This is a genomic window from Microbacterium oleivorans (genome assembly GCF_001691565.1).
Lineage (GTDB): Bacteria > Actinomycetota > Actinomycetes > Actinomycetales > Microbacteriaceae > Microbacterium > Microbacterium oleivorans_B.
Map to the genome: position 1 here is coordinate 765,003 of NZ_MAYO01000003.1, position 18,198 is coordinate 783,200.

Consider the following 18,198-nt stretch of genomic DNA (forward strand, 5'->3'; position numbering starts at 1 on the left):
TCTCAGTGTGTGGCGGGGGTCGGAAGTCCGTCGGTGATGGACGGGGGTGTCGGCGTATCGGCCAAGAGCTTCTTGTCGATCGAGACCCCCGTGTCGAGGCTCGCCTCGGGGTCGGTGACCAGCGGAACCCCGGCGACGAGCGCGTTGGAGACCGCGGCCCGCGACAGCGCTTCGATCGACGATGCTTCGGACGCCCCCGTCTTCGGCCCGAGGGTCGCGCCGTCGCTCAGACGGATGTAGCTGGGCTCGCCGCCGGCGACCAGGCCGAGGGCAGCAGCGTTCGCGGCGAGGAACTGCGGCGAGCTGAGGCCCGCCACCTCGTCCTCGAGGATGTTCTTCTGATAGTTCACGTCGCGCTGCTGCGCCGTGAGGTTCTTCACCTCGAAGGCGTCCTGCGTCGTGACGATGGACAGCCCCATCTGCACCCCGGCGATCGCGAGCGCACCCGCCACGGCGATGATCCCGAACGCACGCCGGGGACGACGCCGCGGCTGCGCCGCGACGCTCCAGCCGGCGCGACCGACGGGTCGGAGAGCAGGAGCCGCCGAACCGAGGAGGACCTCATCGGACGCGGTGTCGGTGGCGGTGGTGGCCAGGGCCGAAGCGCTCATGACGCCTCCCTCACTCTCTCGGCCGCACGCAGCCGCACCGGGGTGGCACGGGGGTTACGGGTCTTCTCTTCGTCGGACGCCAGCTCTGCACCTTTGGTGAGGAGCCGGAAACGGGGGGCATGCTCGGGCGGCTCGATCGGGAGACCGGCGGGAGCGGTCGACCTGGTCGCTTCGGTGAACACGCGCTTCACGAGTCGGTCTTCGAGCGACTGGTACGACATGACGACGACCCGGCCCGAGACGGGAAGGATGCCGAGGGCCGCCGGAAGGGCCCGCTCGAGCACCGTCAGCTCGCCGTTGACCTCGATGCGGAGGGCCTGGAAGACGCGCTTGGCGGGGTGACCGCTGCGCTCGCGCTGGACGGCCATCGGCGTGGCTGCGATGAGGATGTCGACGAGGTGCGCGGAGCGCTCGATCGGAGCCTCCTGCCGTGCGGCGATGATCGCCCGGGCGTAGCGGCCGGCGAGCTTCTCGTCGCCGTAGCGTTCGAAGATCCGTCGCAGGTCGCCCTCGCCGTACGTCGCGACGATGTCGGCTGCGGTCGTGCCGGCGGACTGGTCCATCCGCATGTCGAGCGGGGCATCCTTCGAGTACGCGAAGCCGCGGTCCGCCTCGTCCAGCTGCAGCGACGAGACACCGAGGTCGAAGAGGATGCCGTCAGCGTGCGGGAAGCCGGCACCGCGGACCGCGTCGGCGATGCCGTCGTAGACGGTGTGCACGAAGGTGACGCGGTCGCCGAAGCGGGAGAGCCGCTCCCCCGCGATGCGGAGCGCGTCCGTGTCGCGGTCGAGACCGATGAGGTGAGCGGTGGGGAAACGCTCGAGGAGGGCCTCGGAGTGTCCGCCCATACCGAGGGTCGCGTCGACGACGACGGCGCCGTCGTGCTGCAGCGCAGGAGCGAGCAGCTCGACGCAGCGGTCGAGCAGGACGGGGGTATGGATCTCGTCGTGGGCCATGATTCCTTCGGTTCCGCCGGGCCCTCGACCCCGATCCCCATCCGCTCCGACCTGGCGCCGGGGAAGTGCGTCAGGGCGTGCGGCTGGGAGTCGCAGTCGAGGATCAGAAGAGTCCCGGGATCACCTCCTGCTCCATGTCCGAGTACGTGTCCTCGTTGCTGTCGGCGTAGGCGTTCCACGCCTCCGCGTTCCAGATCTCGGCATGTGCACCGACGCCCGTGACGATGAGTTCTCGCTCGAGGCCCGCGTAGGTGCGCAGGTGGGGCGGAATGGTGATGCGGTTCTGGGAGTCGGGCTTCTCAGCGCTCGCGCCCGAGAGGAACATGCGCTGGAAGTCGCGCGCCTGCTTGTTCGTCAGCGGCGCTTCGCGGATGCGCTCGTAGACCCGCTCGAACTCCACCGAGCTGAAGACGTAAAGACAGCGTTCCTGACCGCGCGTGATGACGACGCCGGGGCCGAGGTCGTCGCGGAACTTGGCCGGAAGGATGACTCGGCCTTTGTCGTCCAGCTTGGGGGTGTGGGTGCCCAACAACATCGCTCGGTCACCCCCTTCGTCCGGCCCGCTCCAGGATGACGCCACTTTACTCCACTTTCCTCCACTCCGCGACAGTTCCGGGCATCCGGCATCCTCGGCGCACCACCGGGCGACGACGGAGCGGGCCCGGGCGTCCGCAAAGGCACAAAAAAAGCACCGACCCGGAGGTCGGTGCTTCAGAAGTGGAGCGAGGTGGAGGGTGTCCGATCAGCGATCGTCGTTGCGGCGGTCCCAGCGGTCGTTCATGCGATCCATGAAGGAGGCGGATGCCGGAGCGTTCGCCGTACGAGGCTTGCGCGTGCCGGTGGCGCTGCGCGCAGCAGCGGCGCCCTTCGCCGGAGTGAACGCGAGAACGACGCCGCCCACCATGACGACGAAGGCGATCACGCCGATCACGATCAGCGATGTGGCCACGCCGACGACGAGTCCCGCGATGCCCAGCAGGACGATGACGGACCCGTACACGATGTTGCGGTAGCTGAGCGGGGCCGCCCCGCGGTCCGCGCTGACAACATCGGCGTCGTTGCGCATGAGATGGCGTTCCATCTCGTCCAGCAGACGCTGCTCCTGCTCTGACAGTGGCATGCATCCCCCTCGGTTCGGTCCGTCAAGTGTACGCGTCCGCGCGATCACTAGGCTAGGCCTGTGTCCTCCTCTCACGACCCGATCGTCGCCGTTTCCCAGCGAGTCGAGAGGTTCCTCGGGGCGCAGCGCGAGGCGGCATCCGATTTCGGCGACGAAGCGCGCGCCTTCGTGGCCTCCGGGGCCGCCGCGGCGACCGGCGGCAAGGCCTTCCGAGCCCGCTTCTGCCTCGCGGGATGGCGGGCAGTCGCCACCGCGAACGGCGGCACTCCGAGCACCCCGGAAGAGGTCATCACCGCCTCCGCCGCGCTGGAGATCTTCCACGCCGCAGCGCTCGTGCACGACGATGTCATCGATCGATCCGACACCCGGCGAGGACGGCCTGCTTCCCACCGAGCGTGGGAAGCGGAGCACCGCGCGAACGCCTGGGCGGGTGACGCCGATGAGTTCGGCCGGTCCGCCGCGATCCTCCTGGGCGACCTCCTCGTGGCGTGGAGCGACGACCTGCTCGAAGAGGGGCTGGCGGATGTCGAGAACCCGCGGGCGCATCGTGCACGCACGGAGTTCGCACGGATGCGCCGCGAAGTGACCATCGGGCAGTTCCTCGATGTCGCGGAGGAGTCCGCCTACGTCGTCGCCCCCGTCGACACGCACCCCGATCGCGCCCTACGCGTCGCCTCTCTGAAGTCCGCTCGGTACAGCGTGCAACACCCGCTCCAGCTCGGCGCCACGCTCGCGCACGCAGACGACGAGCAGTACCGGGCGCTGGCGGCGTTCGGCCACCCCGTCGGCCTCGCTTTCCAGCTACGCGACGACGTCCTCGGTGTGTTCGGCGACAGCGCGGTCACCGGCAAGCCCGTGGGCGACGACCTTCGCGAAGGCAAGCGCACGCTCCTCATCGCCTATGCCCGCGCGTCGCTCGGCGCCAGTGCGCTCCGCGTGTTCGACGAACTCGTCGGCGAGCGGGACCTCAGCCCCGACCAGGTCGTACATCTGCAGCAGACGATCGTCGACACCGGCGCACTCGCCCGGGTCGAGCAGCTGATCGCCGATTGGGCGACCGAGGCCGACCGCGCCCTCCGTGGGGCACGACTCGGCCATGCCGCAGTGGGCGAACTGCGCGACCTCGCTCAGGCGGCGACGGTCCGCGCCGCCTGACGGACAGGCATCCGCTCGGTCAGGCGAGCGTCTGCGCGACCCGTCGGACCTCGCTCTTGCGCCCCTGACGCAGAGCCTCGATCGGCGCGAAACCGATCGACTCCTCGGGTGCGAGAAGCCAGTCGATGGCCTCGTCATCCGTGAAGCCGGCGTCGTGCAGGACGATGATCGTCCCCCGGAGCGACGAGAGCGGCGCGCCGTCGACCAGGAAGACGGAGGGGACTCGCGGAGCCCCGAACCGGCGGGAGGCGACGAGCTGATGTTCGTCGAGCATCCGCCGCACGCGCCCGACCGGCTCTCCGGTCAGCTCGACCAGTTCGGGAAGACTCAGCCAATCAGTGGACACGGGCGTAGAAGAACTCACGGTTCCACTATCGCATCCGTTGCGCCGAGCATCCCTCATCGTCGCGAGTAACACCCGCCACATGCACCCCACTGATTGACAGCAGTCACACCGGCGTGTCACGGTTTCGGAGGGGAAATCGACGATCTGGGGCTGAACGAAGGAACACCTGTGTACAGGAACGACGTCATGCCCGCTGCCCTGCGCCACAGGAGCGCCCCCGCCGTGATCGGATCGATTGCGCTCTCGCTGTCGCTCATCCCGGTCGACGCAGCCATCGCCGACGAGCACGAGCGCTCGGCTCCCGAGCCGCTCTCAGCGAAGGTGCACGTCTCCCCCGCGGTAGCCGTGCGTGCTGAGGCTGTCGTCGGGACGCCCGCGGCGAAGAGCGCGGTCCGAACGCATGTCGTGGCCCGCGGAGAGACGGTCAGCGCGATCGCGGCGGCCAACCGCGTCCGCACGGCCGACGTCCTCGCATGGAACGGTCTCGGATGGCGCTCGGTCATCCATCCCGGTGACGTCCTCCGGCTCGGGCCGAAGGCGGAGAAGACGGACACCTCCCCCTCCCGAGCTGCCGAGACGTCGGCGTCCGCCTACACGGTCCGCTCCGGCGACACGCTCTGGTCCATCGCCACGCGACACGGGATGAGCGCCGCCTCTCTCGCGCGTGCCAACGACCTGGGGTCCTCCTCGATCATCCACCCCGGCCAGAAGCTCACGGTCACCGCCCTGTCGTCGCCGCGCGCCGCGACGACGACCTCGCCGCGACCGGCGACGGGGCCCGTGCACGAGGTGTCGGCAGGTGAGACTCTCTGGGCGATCGCTGCCAAGAGCGGCACCAGCCTCGCGCGGCTGCTCGACGCGAACGGGCTCGACGAGGCATCCATCATCTACCCGGGACAGAGGCTCCGCATCCCCACCGCTGCGGCCCCCCGTGCCACGGCATCCGAATCCCGGCCCGCACGGACGGCACTGGATGCGGAGCAGATCGCGAACATCCGCACCATCATCCAGGTCGGACGCGACCGGGGCGTGTCGCGAGACGGGATCGCGATCGCGCTCGCGACGGCCATGGTCGAGTCGTGGATCCGCAACCTCGACGGCGGCGACCGCGACTCCCTCGGCCTCTTCCAGCAGCGCCCGAGCGCCGGGTGGGGAAGCGAGGAGCAGATCCGCGACCCTCGCCGATCCGCGGCCGCATTCTTCGGCGGACCCTCCGACCCGAACGGCGACCGCACGCGCGGTCTCCTCGACGTCGACGACTGGGAGGACATGGCCTTCGGCGACGCCGCACAGGCCGTGCAGATCTCCGCCTACCCGGAGAGGTACGGCCCCTGGAAGGACGAGGCCTACCGCTGGCTCGATCTCTACGGATGATCACGCCTCCCCACCGAGAGGGGTGCGCCGTTACCCGGGCTCGCAGGGTCTGCTCCGTAGACTTCTGACGTGACCGCCACCCCGCAGACCGACCCGTTGATCGGCCACTTGGTCGACGGCCGGTACCGCGTCCGCGGCCGCATCGCCCGAGGCGGGATGGCCACGGTCTACGTCGCCACCGATCTGCGCCTCGAACGACGCGTAGCACTCAAGGTCATGCACGGCCACCTCTCGGACGACACCGTCTTCCAGAACCGGTTCATCCAGGAAGCCCGGTCCGCCGCGCGGCTGGCGGACCCGCATGTCGTCAACGTCTTCGACCAGGGCCAGGACGGCGAGATGGCGTATCTCGTCATGGAGTACCTGCCCGGCATCACCCTGCGCGAACTGCTGCGGGAACAGAAGCGGCTCACGCTCCCCCAGACGATCACGATCATGGACGCGATCCTGTCGGGTCTGTCCGCCGCGCACCGCGCGGGCATCGTGCACCGTGACGTGAAGCCGGAGAACGTCCTCCTCGCCGAGGACGGCCGGATAAAGATCGGCGACTTCGGCCTCGCACGCGCCACGAGCGCCAACACCGCGACAGGTCAAATGCTCCTCGGCACGATCGCGTACCTCGCCCCCGAGCTCGTCACCCGCGGCACGGCCGACGCGCGCAGCGACATCTATGCGCTCGGCATCATGCTCTACGAGATGCTCACCGGTGAGCAGCCGTACAAGGGCGAGCAGCCGATGCAGATCGCCTACCAGCACGCGACGCATTCCGTTCCCCGGCCGAGCGTCAAGAATCCCGCGGTGCCCGAGCCGCTCGACGAGCTGGTCCTGTGGGCCACGGAGCGCTCACCCGAAGACCGCCCCACCGATGCGCGCGAGATGCTGGAGCGTCTGCGGGACATCGAGAAGCAGCTCGGGGTCTTCCCTCAGGTCGTGCGTTCGACGCCCGCGGGCTCGACGGTGGTCGTCGACGATTCCCTCGATTCGGACGAGCTCACCCGCGTCATGCCGGGGACGTTCACCGCACCCAGCGTCACCACCGAGGTCGACAACGCCACGCGACTGCGCCGTCGGTCCCACCGCAACACGGTCAAAGGAACCTGGCTCCTCGCCGTCGTCCTCCTCCTCGCGGCCGCGGCGGGTGGTCTCGGATGGTGGTTCGGCTCCGGCCCCGGATCGCTCGTCTCCGTGCCGACCGTCGAGGGGATGAGCTTCGACGACGCACAGAACGTCCTCGCGGACAACGCGCTCGTTGCGAAACGGAGTGACGTGCACAGTCTGACCGTCCCCGTCGGCCAGGCGATCGGCTCCGACCCCGACCCCGGGACGTTCCTGGACCGCGACGCGACCGTGACGGTGAGGATCTCGTCGGGGCCGGCGACCACCGAGCTGCCGGCGCTGCAGGACAGGACGCGCACCGAGGTCGAGTCGCTGCTGCAGGAGAGGAACATCGAGATCGCCGAGGTCAAGAAGTACTTCACGACCTTCGCCGCCGAACGGGTCGTCCGCGTATACGTCACTCAGGCCGGCGCGGCCGAACCCGTCGAATGCACCGACGGCTGCTCCGTCCTCGAGGGATCCCGCGCCGAGCTCCGTGTATCCCTGGGCGCTCTTCCCGACGTCACCGGAAAGAGCGCTGACGAGGCATCCGCGGCCCTCACGGACGTCGGGATGAAGGTCGACGAAGAGCGGGAGTACAGCAGCTCGGTGTCCGACGACCTCGTCATCCGCGTCGAAGATCGTCCCGGCGGCGGTTCGTGGCAGCAGGGCGAGACCATCACGATCGTCGTCTCCGACGGGCCGAGACCCGTCGAGGTACCGAACGTCGTCGGCGAGACCGTGCGCACGGCCGTCGAAAGACTGCAGTCAGCCGGCTTCAAGGTCAATCCGAACATCGAGGACGCGGAGATCCCTCTCGGAGGACGGTACTGGGACGTCTACCGCGTCCGCTCCATGACGCCCGAGGGCGGGAGTCTGCAGCGCCCGGGGACGACGATCAGCCTGACGCCGCAGTTCCAGCCGTTCGGCTGAGGCCCGGCATCCCCTCGTCGAAACGACGAAGGCCCGACGGTCATCGCCGCCGGGCCTTCGTCGGAACGTGCGTCAGCGTTTGCCGAGCTCCTCGGCCACGAGGAAGGCCAGCTCCAACGACTGCATGTGGTTCAGTCGCGGGTCGCACAGCGACTCGTAACGCGTCGCCAGCGTCGCCTCGTCGATCATCTCCGAACCGCCCAGGCACTCGGTGACGTCGTCGCCGGTGAGTTCCACGTGGATGCCGCCCGGGAACGTACCGACGGCGCGATGAGCCTCGAAGAAGCCCCGAACCTCGTCGACGACGTCGTCGAAGCGACGCGTCTTGTAACCGGTGGGCGTGGTGATGCCGTTCCCGTGCATGGGGTCCGTGACCCAGAGCGGAGTGGCACCGGCATCCTTCACGGCCTGCAGCAGCGGCGGGAGCGCGTCGCGGATCTTGCCGGCGCCCATGCGCGTGATGAACGTGAGACGTCCGGGCTCGCGCTCGGGATCGAGCTTGTCGATGAGGGCCAGCGCCGTCTCGGGCGTGGTCGACGGTCCGAGCTTCACCCCGATCGGGTTGCGGATCTTCGAGAAGTAGTCCACGTGAGCGCCGTCGAGCTCGCGCGTGCGCTCGCCGATCCACAGGAAGTGGGCCGACGTGTTGTACGGCGTGCCCGTTCGCGAGTCGATGCGGGTCATCGGGTGCTCGTAGTCCATGAGCAGACCCTCGTGGCCGGTGTAGAACTCGACGCCGCGAAGCTCGTCGAAGTTCGCCCCCGCGGCCTCCATGAACTTGATGGCGCGGTCGATCTCACCGGCGAGGCGCTCGTAGCGCTGATTGGCGGGGTTCTTCGCGAAGCCCTGATTCCAGCTGTGGACCTCGCGGAGGTCCGCGAAACCACCCTGCGTGAATGCGCGGACGAGGTTCAGCGTCGATGCTGCGGTGTGGTACCCCTTCAGCAGGCGCTGCGGGTCTGCCGTACGCGAGGCTTCGGTGAAGTCGTAGCCGTTGACGATGTCACCGCGGTACGCCGGCAGCGTCACGTCGCCGCGGGTCTCGGTGTCGCTCGAGCGCGGCTTGGCGAACTGGCCGGCCATACGGCCCATCTTCACGACGGGCATCGATGCGCCATACGTCAGGACGACCGCCATCTGGAGGACCGTCTTGATGCGGTCGCGGATCTGCTGGGCCGTGGCACCGGCGAACGTCTCGGCGCAGTCACCTCCCTGCAGGAGGAAAGCCTGACCGGAGGCCGCCTTCGCCAGGCGCGCGCGGAGGTTGTCGACCTCGCCGGCGAACACGAGGGGCGGAAGGGTCGCGATCTCGGCGGAGACGGCAGCGACCGCATCCGCGTCGGGCCACAACGGCTGCTGCTTGATCGGGAGCGAGCGCCAGTGGTCGAGAGGAGTGGGCATCCGCTCATTCTACCGACGAGGGAAGGGGCCGTCGGTCGTGTGACGAGGGCTCGACGGCGCCTCAGGCTGCGGCGGGGCGACGGTCCTTGACCGTGGACGCGTAGACGTCCTCGTACTCCTGCTCCCCCATGCGCTGGAGCGCCACCATGATCTCGTCGGTCACCGAGCGCAGCACGAAGCGGTCGGACTCCATGCCGTAGAACCGGCTGAAGTCGAGCGGTTCACCGATGACCATGCCGACCCGTCCCACCCGCGGTATCGACCGGCCGATCGGCATGACGTCATCGGTACCGATCATGACCACGGGGATCACGGGGACTCGCGCGGTCAGCGCCATCCTCGCCAGACCGGTACGGCCCCGGTACAGCTTGCCGTCGGGGCTGCGGGTGCCCTCGGGGTAGATCCCGAGGATGTCACCGCGGCCGAGGACCTGCAGTCCGGTGTTGAGGGAAGCCTCTGACGCCTTCCCGCCGGTGCGATCGATCGGGATCTGGCCCGTTCCCTGCATGAAGACCCGGGTCGCCCACCCCTTCAGGCCCTTGCCCGTGAAGTAGTCGCTCTTGGCGAGGAAGGACATGGACCTGTCGATCATGAGCGGCAGGAAGATGGAGTCGCTCACGGACAGGTGGTTGCTCGCGATGATGGCGGCGCCGGATGCCGGGATGTTGCTGCGTCCCACGATCCACGGACGGAAGATCGCCTTCACGATCGGTCCGATGATCAGGTATTTCAGGACCCAGTAGATCATGTCAGACCCGGCCACCCGCGAGGTCGGCGACGCCGATGAGCCCGGCGTCGTTGCCGAGGGTCGCAATCGCGAACGAGGCGATGGGCCGCTCGCCGTACCCGGGCAGCGCCGTCGCATACGCCTCGCGCACGGGGTGCAGCAGGTGTTCGCCCAGATCGGCGACACCGCCTCCGATCACGAACAGCGCCGGGTCGAGCACAGCCTGGAAACCGCCGCACGCCTCACCCAATGCCGTCGCGACGCGGTCGACCGCTTCGAGGGCTCCCGCGTCGCCCGCGGAGATCAACGCTTCCATGGCTGCGGCCGGCACGATCCCTTCCGCCGTGCGCGCCGCCGCAAGGGCGGCGCCCCGCGAACCGGAGCCGGCGATGTCGGCGGCCTCGCGCTGCAGCGCGCGGCCGGAGGCATATTGCTCGAGGCAGCCGTTCTGTCCGCATCCGCAGGGACGCCCTCCGCGCTCGAACCGGATGTGGCCGAGCTCGGCACCGATGCCGTTGCCCCCCACGAGAAGCTCGCCGTCGATGATCGCAGCCCCGCCGACGCCCGTTCCGAGGGTGATCATGACCATGTCGCTGACCTCGCGTCCAGCCCCGAAGCGGAACTCGCCCCACCCGGCCGCGTTCGCGTCGTTCTCGAGCGTCACCGGTCGCCCGATACGACGCTCGAGCTCGTCGCGCAGCGGCTCGTCCGTCCAGTCGATGTTGGGCGCGTGGAGGATCACCGAGCGGCTCGCGTCGATGAACCCCGCGGCGGCGACGCCGACGGCGTGGACAACGCGATCCGCGACGAGCTCATCGACCATCCCCGCGACGGCATCCGCCAGATCGTGCGGATCGGCGGGGGTGGGAACGCGGCGGCGGTCGACGATGACACCATCCGGGTCGACGATGCCGCCGGCGATCTTGGTCCCACCGATGTCGATGCCGACGTTGAGCACGCCACTCCTCTCCGCGCGTGCGAGGCCGCACGGCATCCGCGAGTCTAACGGGGCCGTGCATCCCTCTGCCGCCGTGGGATCGAGGATCACGATGCCCTAGACTCGGTCGCACCTGACGCCACCCGGTACCGAAGGAGTTGCCGCCCATGAGCGCCGTACAATTCGACGTCCCCGCTGTCGTGCCCGCGGATCCGACCGCGAACACCTCAGACATCCTCGTGGAGCGGGTGAAGGCGACTCCTTCGCTGGCCCTGTTCGCGGTCCCCGACGGGGACGGCTGGCGCGACATCACCGCAGCGGAGTTCCACCGGGAGGTGGTTGCCCTGGCCAAGGGATTCGCGGCGAGCGGCATCCAGCCTGGCGACAAAGTCGCATTCCTCGCGCGGACCACGTACAACTGGACGCTGGTCGACTTCGCCCTCTTCTTCGCCGGGGCCGTCATGGTTCCCGTCTACGAGACCAGCTCGCCGTCGCAGATCAACTGGATCCTGAGCGACTCCGGGGCCGTCGCCATTGTGGTCGAGAGCGACGCGCACGCCGAGCGCGTCGCCGAGATCCGCTCCGAGGTTCCGCTCCTGCGTGACGTCTGGACGATGCAGTCCGGCGACCTCGACACGCTGCGCAAGAGCGGGTCCGCCATCTCCGATGAGGAGATCGAACGTCGTCGGACTCTGGCCGCCACCGACGACATCGCGACTTTGATCTACACGTCCGGGTCGACCGGTCGGCCGAAGGGCTGCGTCCTGACGCACAAGAACTTCGTCGAACTCTCGCGCAACTCCGCGAAGGCGCTCCACGAAGTCGTCCAGCAGCCGGGAGCCTCGACGCTGCTGTTCCTCCCGCTCGCTCACGTGTTCGCGCGCTTCATCTCCATCCTCAACATCCACGGCGGCGTCAAGACGGGCCATGAGCCCGACACCACAAAGCTCCTGGCCGGACTCGGCTCGTTCAAGCCGACGTACCTGCTCGCCGTGCCCCGTGTGTTCGAGAAGGTCTACAACTCCGCCGAGCAGAAGGCGGAGGCGGGCGGAAAGGGCAAGATCTTCCGCGCCGCCGCCGCCGTTGCGGTCGAGCACTCACGCCGCCTGCAGGACGGGGAGAAGATCCCCCTCGGCATGAAGATCAAGTTCGCTCTGTTCGACCGCCTCGTCTACAACAAGTTGCGCACCGCCATGGGCGGTCGGGTCCAGCACGCCGTGTCGGGGTCCGCTCCGCTCGGGTCTCGCCTCGGCCATTTCTTCCACAGCCTCGGCGTCCAGATCCTCGAGGGGTACGGGCTGACCGAGACGACAGCGCCGGCGACCGTCAACCTCGCCACGAAGTCGAAGATCGGCACCGTCGGTCCGGCGCTCCCGGGCGTGGGCGTGCGTCTTGCCGACGACGGCGAGATCGAGGTCCGCGGCGTCAACGTGTTCAAGGAGTACTGGCGCAATCCCGAGGCGACCGCCGCGGCGTTCGACGACGGATGGTTCCGCACGGGTGACATCGGCACATTCGATTCGGAGGGGTACCTCACGATCACGGGGCGCAAGAAGGAGATCATCGTCACCGCCGGTGGGAAGAACGTCGCGCCGGCGGTGCTGGAGGATCCGATCCGCGCCAACCCGATCGTCGGTCAGGTCGTCGTCGTCGGCGACCAGAAGCCGTTCATCGGAGCGCTCGTCACCCTCGACCGGGAGATGCTGCCGACCTGGATGTCGAACAACGGCCTCTCCGCTGACCTGCCGATGTCTCAGGTCATCACCCACCCGAAGGTCGTCGCCGAGGTGCAAACGGCCGTGGACCGCGCCAACGCGTCGGTGTCCCGCGCCGAATCGATCCGCAAGTTCGTGATCCTGGACACCGAGTGGACCGAGGCATCCGGCCACCTGACGCCGAAGATGAGCATCAAACGCAACGTCATCCTGTCGGACTTCGCTGCCGACATCGACGAGCTGTACCAGGCGAACGTCTCGACGACGAACATCTCGCTCGGCCACTGAGCCTGACGACAGAAGGCCCCGGCATGCCGGGGCCTTCTGTCGATTCGGAGGTCAGAACCAGTCGGATTCCCTGACTTCGCGCATCGCCTGCCGTCGCACGTCCTTCGGGAGCCGGTCGAGGTAGAGCATGCCCTCCAGGTGATCGCACTCGTGCTGAAGCGCCTGCGCGAGGAGACCCTCCCCCTCCACGACGAGCTCGTCGCCGCCCAGGTCGATGCCGGTGACCCGCGCCCACGGGTGTCGCATCGCGTCATGCCAGAGACCCGGCACGGAGAGGCATCCCTCCCCCGTCGGCACAGCGTCCCCCGCGACCTCGAGGACAGGATTCAGGACGTATCCGATCACGCCGTCGACGTTGTAGCTGAAGGCCCTCACCCCCACGCCGATCTGCGGAGCGGCGACACCGGCGCGCCCCGGCTCGCCGACCGAGTCGACGAGATCAGTGACGAGACGGCGAACACCGTCATCGATCCGGTCGATCGGAGCGCACACGCTGCGCAGTACGGGATCGCCGAACAGCCGGATCTGACGCACCGGCATCAGCGCACCGCCCCCGCGGGACGCAGGCCTTCCACCACGACGGCCGCGAGCTCGCGCGCGGCGAGGCGCGTCGACGCCGACAGGGCGCGGAAGGAGATCGGTCCCCCGGTCGCGATGTGAGCGTCGTAAGGGATGGTCACGACCGCGCGCACTCGGGTGCGGAAATGCGCCTCGAGCTCGCTCGGACGCACCAGGCTCGCGCCCGGACGAGACGTGTTGAGGACGACCACCGCGCTGCGGGCGAGCTCGGCGTAGCCGTTCGACTCCAGCCACGACAGCGTCTCCGACGCGAGCTTCGCCTCATCGACGCTGCGGCCCGCGACGACGAGCAGCTGATCGGCCAGTTCGAGGGTGGCATCCATCACCGAGTGGACGATCCCCGTCCCGCTGTCGGTGAGGACGATGGAGTAGTAGTGAGCCGCGATGGATGCGACATCGTGGTAGTCGCGGTCGCTGAACGCCTCGGACAGATGCGGGTCAGCGTCGGAGGCCAGGATGTCGAGCCGCGTCTCGTCGCGCGCGACGATCGCAGACAGGTCGTTGAACCCCTTGACCCCCGCACGCGAGCGGACGAGGTCGCGCACGGTCTTGCCGCTGGAGCGTCCGATCCTCTCGGCGAGGGTGCCGCGGTCCGGATTGGCATCTACCGCGATGACGCGGTCCTCCCGCGCATCCGCGAGAGCCATCCCGAGCAGGGTGGTGACACTCGTCTTGCCCACGCCTCCCTTGCGGGAGAGGACAGGGACGAACTTGGCGCCACCGGCGAGAGGAGCGGAGATGCGACGATCCAGCTCCTTGCGGGCGCGAACGCGGGAGCTGTCGGCGAGGATGACGCGGCGGCCCGTCGCACTGTAGACGAGACGCTGCCACACGCCCTCGGGCTCGGACGCTGCGACGCGCGAACGGTCGATGAGTCGGTCAGCCGTGAGCAACTCGGGACTCTCACGGTCGGCGCCGAGCTGGTCGAGGCGTCGCGACTGCAACGGCTCCTCGTCGATGCGCGCTCCGCGGACCCGCTCGAGCGCGTGCTTGTCACTCGAGGCGGCCTGGTGCATGGCACGACGGGTGGACCCGGTGTGCGTGGTCACGGCCGTCGTCACCGCGGGCGCCACGATCTCTGCCTCCACGACTTCGGACTCATCCGACGCCCCGTCGTCGCCCGAGTGCTCCGATGCGGGCGTCCCCGCGACACCGGCCTCAGCGGCCGTCTCGCCATCGCGGTCGTCAGCGGCCGGGCCCTCATCCGTGACGGCCTCCTCGGGAGAGTCCGCCTCGGCAGACGCAGGCTCGTCGTGAACGAGGTCGTGGTCGTCGACGGGGAGCGCGGCATCCTCGTCGTCGACGTAGTCGTCGTCATCACCCGTGAGCGGCGGGAGCGCGAGGTCGATCTGCGCGGTCGCTCCGTCGACGATGCCGATGCCGGTCGTCTCGAGGTTGTCGGTGCGCTCGAGCACACCGTTGTCGACGTCGTCCGACGTCTCGTTGTCGCGCTCACGCATCACGGGGGTCACTCCTGGTGGATCTCGGGGCTCGAAAAGCCCGACGCACCAGGTTAGTCCGCGGGACGGACCACGAGCAAAAGGTCTCCCGCCTCCACCTGAGCAGTCGACGCGATGACGACACGATCCACGACCCCGTCGACGGGAGCGGCGATGGCCGCCTCCATCTTCATGGCTTCGATCGACGCCACGGGCTCGCCCGCGCGCACCTTCGTCCCCTCATCGGCCTTCACCGTCACGACGCCCGAGAACGGCGCTGCCACCTGGCCGGGCTTCGAGGTGTCCGCCTTCTCGGCTTGACGCGCCTCGACGGCGACGGACCGATCGCGAACCGTCACGGGTCGCAGCTGCCCGTTGAGCGTGGCCATGACCGTCCGCATGCCCTTGTCGTCGACCTCGCCGACGGCTTCGAGGCCCACGTAGAGCTGAACCCCACGCTCGATCTCCACGACGTGCTCCTGGCCCGGCCGCATCCCGTACAGGTAGTCGATCGTGTCCAGCGCACTCAGATCGCCGTACGTCTCCCGGACCTCGTGGAACGCTTTGGTCGGCGCGGGGAAGAGCAGGCGGTTGAGCTTGTCCCGGCGCGTCCGCGAGTCGGCATCGAGGGCGGCGGTGTCGTCCGAGGAGAGCTCCGTGATCCCCGTCTTGACCGAGCGGCCCGCCAGGACCTTCGAGCGGAACGGCTCCGGCCAACCTCCGGGGAGGTCGCCGAGTTCGCCGGCCATGAACCCGACGACCGAGTCGGGCACGTCGTACTTCTCGGGGTTCGCCTCGAAGTCGGCAGGGTCTGCTTTCACTGCCGCAAGGTGCAGGGCGAGGTCGCCGACGACCTTCGACGACGGGGTCACCTTCGGAACGCGGCCGAGGATGCGGTTCGCCGCGGCGTACATGTCCTCGATGAGCTCGAAGTCCTCCGAGAGCCCGAGAGCGATGGCCTGCTGACGGAGATTCGAGAGCTGACCGCCGGGGATCTCGTGGTGGTAGACGCGGCCCGTGGGACCGGGAAGGCCCGACTCGAAGGGCGCGTACAGGTTGCGAACGGCCTCCCAGTACGGCTCGAGGTCCGAGACCGATTGCAGGTCCAGGCCGGTGTCGCGATCGGTGTCCGCCAGCGCCGCGACCAGCGCGGACAGCGACGGCTGACTCGTCGTGCCCGACATCGGGGCGGCTGCCGCATCGACGGCGTCCGCCCCCGCGGCGGTGGCCGCGAGAAGAGTCGCGAGCTGACCGCCGGCGGTGTCGTGCGTGTGCACGTGGACGGGCAGATCGAATCGCTCGCGGAGAGCCGTGACGAGCTTCGTCGCGGCGGCCGGACGCAGCAGACCCGCCATGTCCTTCACCGCGAGGATGTGCGCACCCGCCTCGACGACCTGTTCTGCCAGCCGCAGGTAGTAGTCCAGCGTGTAGAGGTCCTCCGTGGGGTCGAGGAGATTCCCGGTGTAGCAGACGGCCGCCTCGGCGACGGCGGTACCGGTGGAGAGGACCGCCTCGATCGCGGGGCGCATCTGGGCGACGTCGTTGAGTGCGTCGAAGATACGGAAGATGTCGACACCGGATGCCGCGGCCTCCGCGACGAACGCGTCGGTGACCTTCGTGGGGTACGGCGTGTATCCCACCGTGTTGCGCCCGCGCAGGAGCATCTGGATGGCGACGTTGGGGAGCGCGGTCCTGAGCGCATCGAGCCGCTCCCACGGGTCCTCGCCCAAGAACCGGAGTGCGACGTCGTAGGTCGCCCCGCCCCAGGCTTCGACCGACAGGAGCTGCGGCGTGAGCCGCGCGACGTGTGGCGCCACGCGTACGAGATCCTTCGTCCTCACCCGGGTCGCGAGCAGAGACTGGTGAGCGTCGCGGAAGGTCGTCTCGGTCACCGCCAGGCCCGGCTGGGATCGAAGCGCCTCTGCGAACCCGCGCGGACCGAGCTCGAGCAGGCGTTGGCGCGATCCCGCCGGCGGAGCGGCGTCGAGGTCGACGGCCGGGAGCTTGGCTGCGGGATCGGTGTGAACGGGGCTGTCGCCGTTCGGCCGGTTCACCGTGACGTCGGCGAGCCAGGACACGATCTTCGACCCGCGGTCCTTCGACTCGCGTCCGATGACCAGTTCGGGTCGCTCGTCGATGAACGCCGTGCTGAGGTCGCCGGCCACGAAGGCAGGATCGTCCAGCACTCGCTGCAGGAACGGGATGTTCGTCGACACCCCGCGGATGCGGAACTCCGCCAACGCACGGCGCGAGCGGACGACAGCGGCCTGGAAGTCGCGGCCGCGGCAGGTCAGCTTCGAGAGCATGGAGTCGAAGTGCGGGCTGACCTGGGACCCCGCCGCGGTCGTCCCGCCGTCGAGACGGATGCCGGCACCGCCGGGCGAGCGGTAGGTCGTGATCTTGCCCGTATCGGGACGGAACCCGTGAGCCGGGTCCTCTGTCGTGATGCGGCACTGCAGTGCGGCACCGCGCAGGTGGATCTGCTCCTGGCGGAGGCCGAGCTCGTCCAGGGTCTCCCCCGCCGCGATCCGCATCTGCGACTGCACGAGGTCGACGTCCGTGACCTCCTCGGTCACGGTGTGCTCCACCTGGATGCGCGGGTTCATCTCGATGAAGACGACGTCGCCCGTGCGCGGGCCCGCCGTCTCGAGCAGGAACTCGACCGTCCCGGCATTCTCGTAACCGATCGATTCGGCGAAAGCCACCGCGTAGGCATGAAGGCTGCGCCGGACCTCGTCGGCCAGGTTCGGCGCCGGGGCGATCTCGACGACCTTCTGGTGGCGGCGCTGCACCGAGCAGTCGCGCTCGAAGAGGTGAACCGTGTTGCCCACCTTGTCGGCGAGGATCTGCACCTCGACGTGTCGGGGTCGCTGGACGGCCTGTTCCAGGAACACCCGGGCGTCACCGAAGGCGCTGCCTGCCTCGCGCATCGCTTCCGACAGCGCGGGCGGGAGGGCATCCGGGTGCTCGACGCGCCGCATCCCCCGTCCGCCGCCGCCGGCCACGGCTTTCACGAAGATCGGGAAGCCGATCTCGTCGGCCTGCGCGACGAGGGCGTCGATGTCATCCGAGGCGTCCGTCGATCGGAGCACCGGGACCCCCGCCGCGATGGCGTGCTGCTTGGCTGTGACCTTGTTGCCCGCCATCTCGAGGACGGTCGACGACGGACCGATGAAGGCGATGCCGTGCGCGGCTGCCTTCGCCGAGAGCTCCGGGTTCTCGGACAGGAATCCGTAGCCGGGGTAGATCGCGTCGGCGCCGCACTCGAGGGCGACGCGGATGATCTCGTCGACGTCGAGGTACGCCCGCACCGGGTGCCCGACCTCACCGATCTGGTACGCCTCATCCGCTTTCAGCCGGTGCAGCGAGTACCGGTCCTCGTAGGGGAACACGGCCACGGTCCGAGCACCCAGCTCATACGCGGCACGGAATGCGCGGATGGCGATCTCTCCGCGATTGGCGACCAGAATCTTGCGAAACATGCTCTTCACCTCTGTCAGGTGCGGGGCCGCTGCTCCGAGG

15 protein-coding genes are annotated in these 18,198 nt (G+C 68.9%); 4 read left to right on the plus strand and 11 right to left on the minus strand.

Features of this window, described 5'->3' with window-relative positions; translation table 11 throughout:
- Positions 1 to 2: 2 nt before the first annotated feature.
- The 4 genes from BBA86_RS06485 to BBA86_RS06500 all read right to left on the minus strand — a co-directional run bounded on the left by BBA86_RS06485 (position 3) and on the right by BBA86_RS06500 (position 2,687).
- The gene (locus BBA86_RS06485; protein WP_065570817.1) at positions 3 to 611 is read right to left on the minus strand and encodes a hypothetical protein; all 609 of its coding nucleotides are present in this window, start codon (positions 609 to 611) and stop codon (positions 3 to 5) included.
- On the minus strand, positions 608 to 1,567 hold the full coding sequence (gene rsmH, locus BBA86_RS06490) for a 16S rRNA (cytosine(1402)-N(4))-methyltransferase RsmH (RefSeq protein WP_065570818.1): 960 nt from the start codon (positions 1,565 to 1,567) through the stop codon (positions 608 to 610). Before rsmH ends, BBA86_RS06485 begins: the two co-directional genes overlap by 4 nt.
- A 103-nt stretch (positions 1,568 to 1,670) precedes the next feature.
- Positions 1,671 to 2,102, minus strand: coding sequence for a division/cell wall cluster transcriptional repressor MraZ (mraZ, locus tag BBA86_RS06495; protein ID WP_065570819.1), 432 nt, complete (start codon positions 2,100 to 2,102; stop codon positions 1,671 to 1,673).
- Positions 2,103 to 2,309: 207 nt separating this feature from the next.
- Positions 2,310 to 2,687 carry a DUF3040 domain-containing protein gene (locus tag BBA86_RS06500; protein ID WP_065570820.1) on the minus strand — a complete coding sequence of 126 codons (378 nt, stop codon included), beginning with the start codon at positions 2,685 to 2,687 and terminating at the stop codon, positions 2,310 to 2,312.
- 60 nt (positions 2,688 to 2,747) lie between these two features.
- Here BBA86_RS06500 and BBA86_RS06505 point away from each other — a divergent pair, with 60 nt between their 5' ends.
- A complete protein-coding gene (locus BBA86_RS06505; protein ID WP_065570821.1) occupies positions 2,748 to 3,842 on the plus strand; it encodes a polyprenyl synthetase family protein in 1,095 nt (364 codons plus the stop codon).
- Between the two features lie 19 nt (positions 3,843 to 3,861).
- Here BBA86_RS06505 and BBA86_RS06510 read toward each other — a convergent pair whose 3' ends face one another.
- Positions 3,862 to 4,188, minus strand: a complete 327-nt coding sequence (locus tag BBA86_RS06510; RefSeq protein WP_083199483.1) for an Rv2175c family DNA-binding protein — start codon at positions 4,186 to 4,188, stop codon at positions 3,862 to 3,864.
- Between the two features lie 186 nt (positions 4,189 to 4,374).
- Here BBA86_RS06510 and BBA86_RS06515 point away from each other — a divergent pair, with 186 nt between their 5' ends.
- Both BBA86_RS06515 and pknB read left to right on the plus strand, forming a co-directional pair.
- The gene (locus BBA86_RS06515) at positions 4,375 to 5,562 is read left to right on the plus strand and encodes a LysM peptidoglycan-binding domain-containing protein (protein ID WP_223247040.1); all 1,188 of its coding nucleotides are present in this window, start codon (positions 4,375 to 4,377) and stop codon (positions 5,560 to 5,562) included.
- Between the two features lie 69 nt (positions 5,563 to 5,631).
- Complete coding sequence (gene pknB, locus BBA86_RS06520; RefSeq protein ID WP_065570822.1) at positions 5,632 to 7,590, plus strand: Stk1 family PASTA domain-containing Ser/Thr kinase; 1,959 nt, start codon at positions 5,632 to 5,634, stop codon at positions 7,588 to 7,590.
- A 72-nt stretch (positions 7,591 to 7,662) separates the two neighbouring features.
- Here the strand turns inward: pknB and BBA86_RS06525 are convergent, their stop codons facing one another.
- The 3 genes from BBA86_RS06525 to BBA86_RS06535 form a co-directional block, all read right to left on the minus strand.
- A complete protein-coding gene (locus tag BBA86_RS06525; RefSeq protein WP_065570823.1) occupies positions 7,663 to 8,991 on the minus strand; it encodes a class II 3-deoxy-7-phosphoheptulonate synthase in 1,329 nt (442 codons plus the stop codon).
- Between the two features lie 61 nt (positions 8,992 to 9,052).
- On the minus strand, positions 9,053 to 9,739 hold the full coding sequence (locus BBA86_RS06530; protein WP_065570824.1) for a lysophospholipid acyltransferase family protein: 687 nt from the start codon (positions 9,737 to 9,739) through the stop codon (positions 9,053 to 9,055).
- A gap of 1 nt (position 9,740) precedes the next feature.
- A complete protein-coding gene (locus BBA86_RS06535) occupies positions 9,741 to 10,676 on the minus strand; it encodes an ROK family protein (protein WP_065570825.1) in 936 nt (311 codons plus the stop codon).
- A 146-nt stretch (positions 10,677 to 10,822) separates the two neighbouring features.
- Between BBA86_RS06535 and BBA86_RS06540 the strand changes: the two genes are divergently transcribed.
- Entirely contained in the window at positions 10,823 to 12,658 is a 1,836-nt protein-coding gene (locus BBA86_RS06540; RefSeq protein WP_065570826.1) for an AMP-dependent synthetase/ligase, read from the plus strand.
- Between the two features lie 51 nt (positions 12,659 to 12,709).
- On the opposite strand, the gene BBA86_RS06545 is transcribed toward BBA86_RS06540, so the two are convergent.
- Genes BBA86_RS06545 through BBA86_RS06555 form a run of 3 tightly spaced genes read right to left on the minus strand, consistent with a single transcriptional unit; the run spans position 12,710 to position 18,158 of the window.
- Complete coding sequence (locus tag BBA86_RS06545; RefSeq protein WP_065570827.1) at positions 12,710 to 13,198, minus strand: peptide deformylase; 489 nt, start codon at positions 13,196 to 13,198, stop codon at positions 12,710 to 12,712.
- Positions 13,198 to 14,697 (minus strand): MinD/ParA family protein, encoded by a 1,500-nt coding sequence (locus BBA86_RS06550; RefSeq protein ID WP_065572209.1) that lies wholly within the window; start codon positions 14,695 to 14,697, stop codon positions 13,198 to 13,200. Before BBA86_RS06550 ends, BBA86_RS06545 begins: the two co-directional genes overlap by 1 nt.
- 53 nt (positions 14,698 to 14,750) lie before the next feature.
- The gene (locus tag BBA86_RS06555) at positions 14,751 to 18,158 is read right to left on the minus strand and encodes a pyruvate carboxylase (RefSeq protein WP_065570828.1); all 3,408 of its coding nucleotides are present in this window, start codon (positions 18,156 to 18,158) and stop codon (positions 14,751 to 14,753) included.
- Positions 18,159 to 18,198 lie beyond the last annotated feature (40 nt).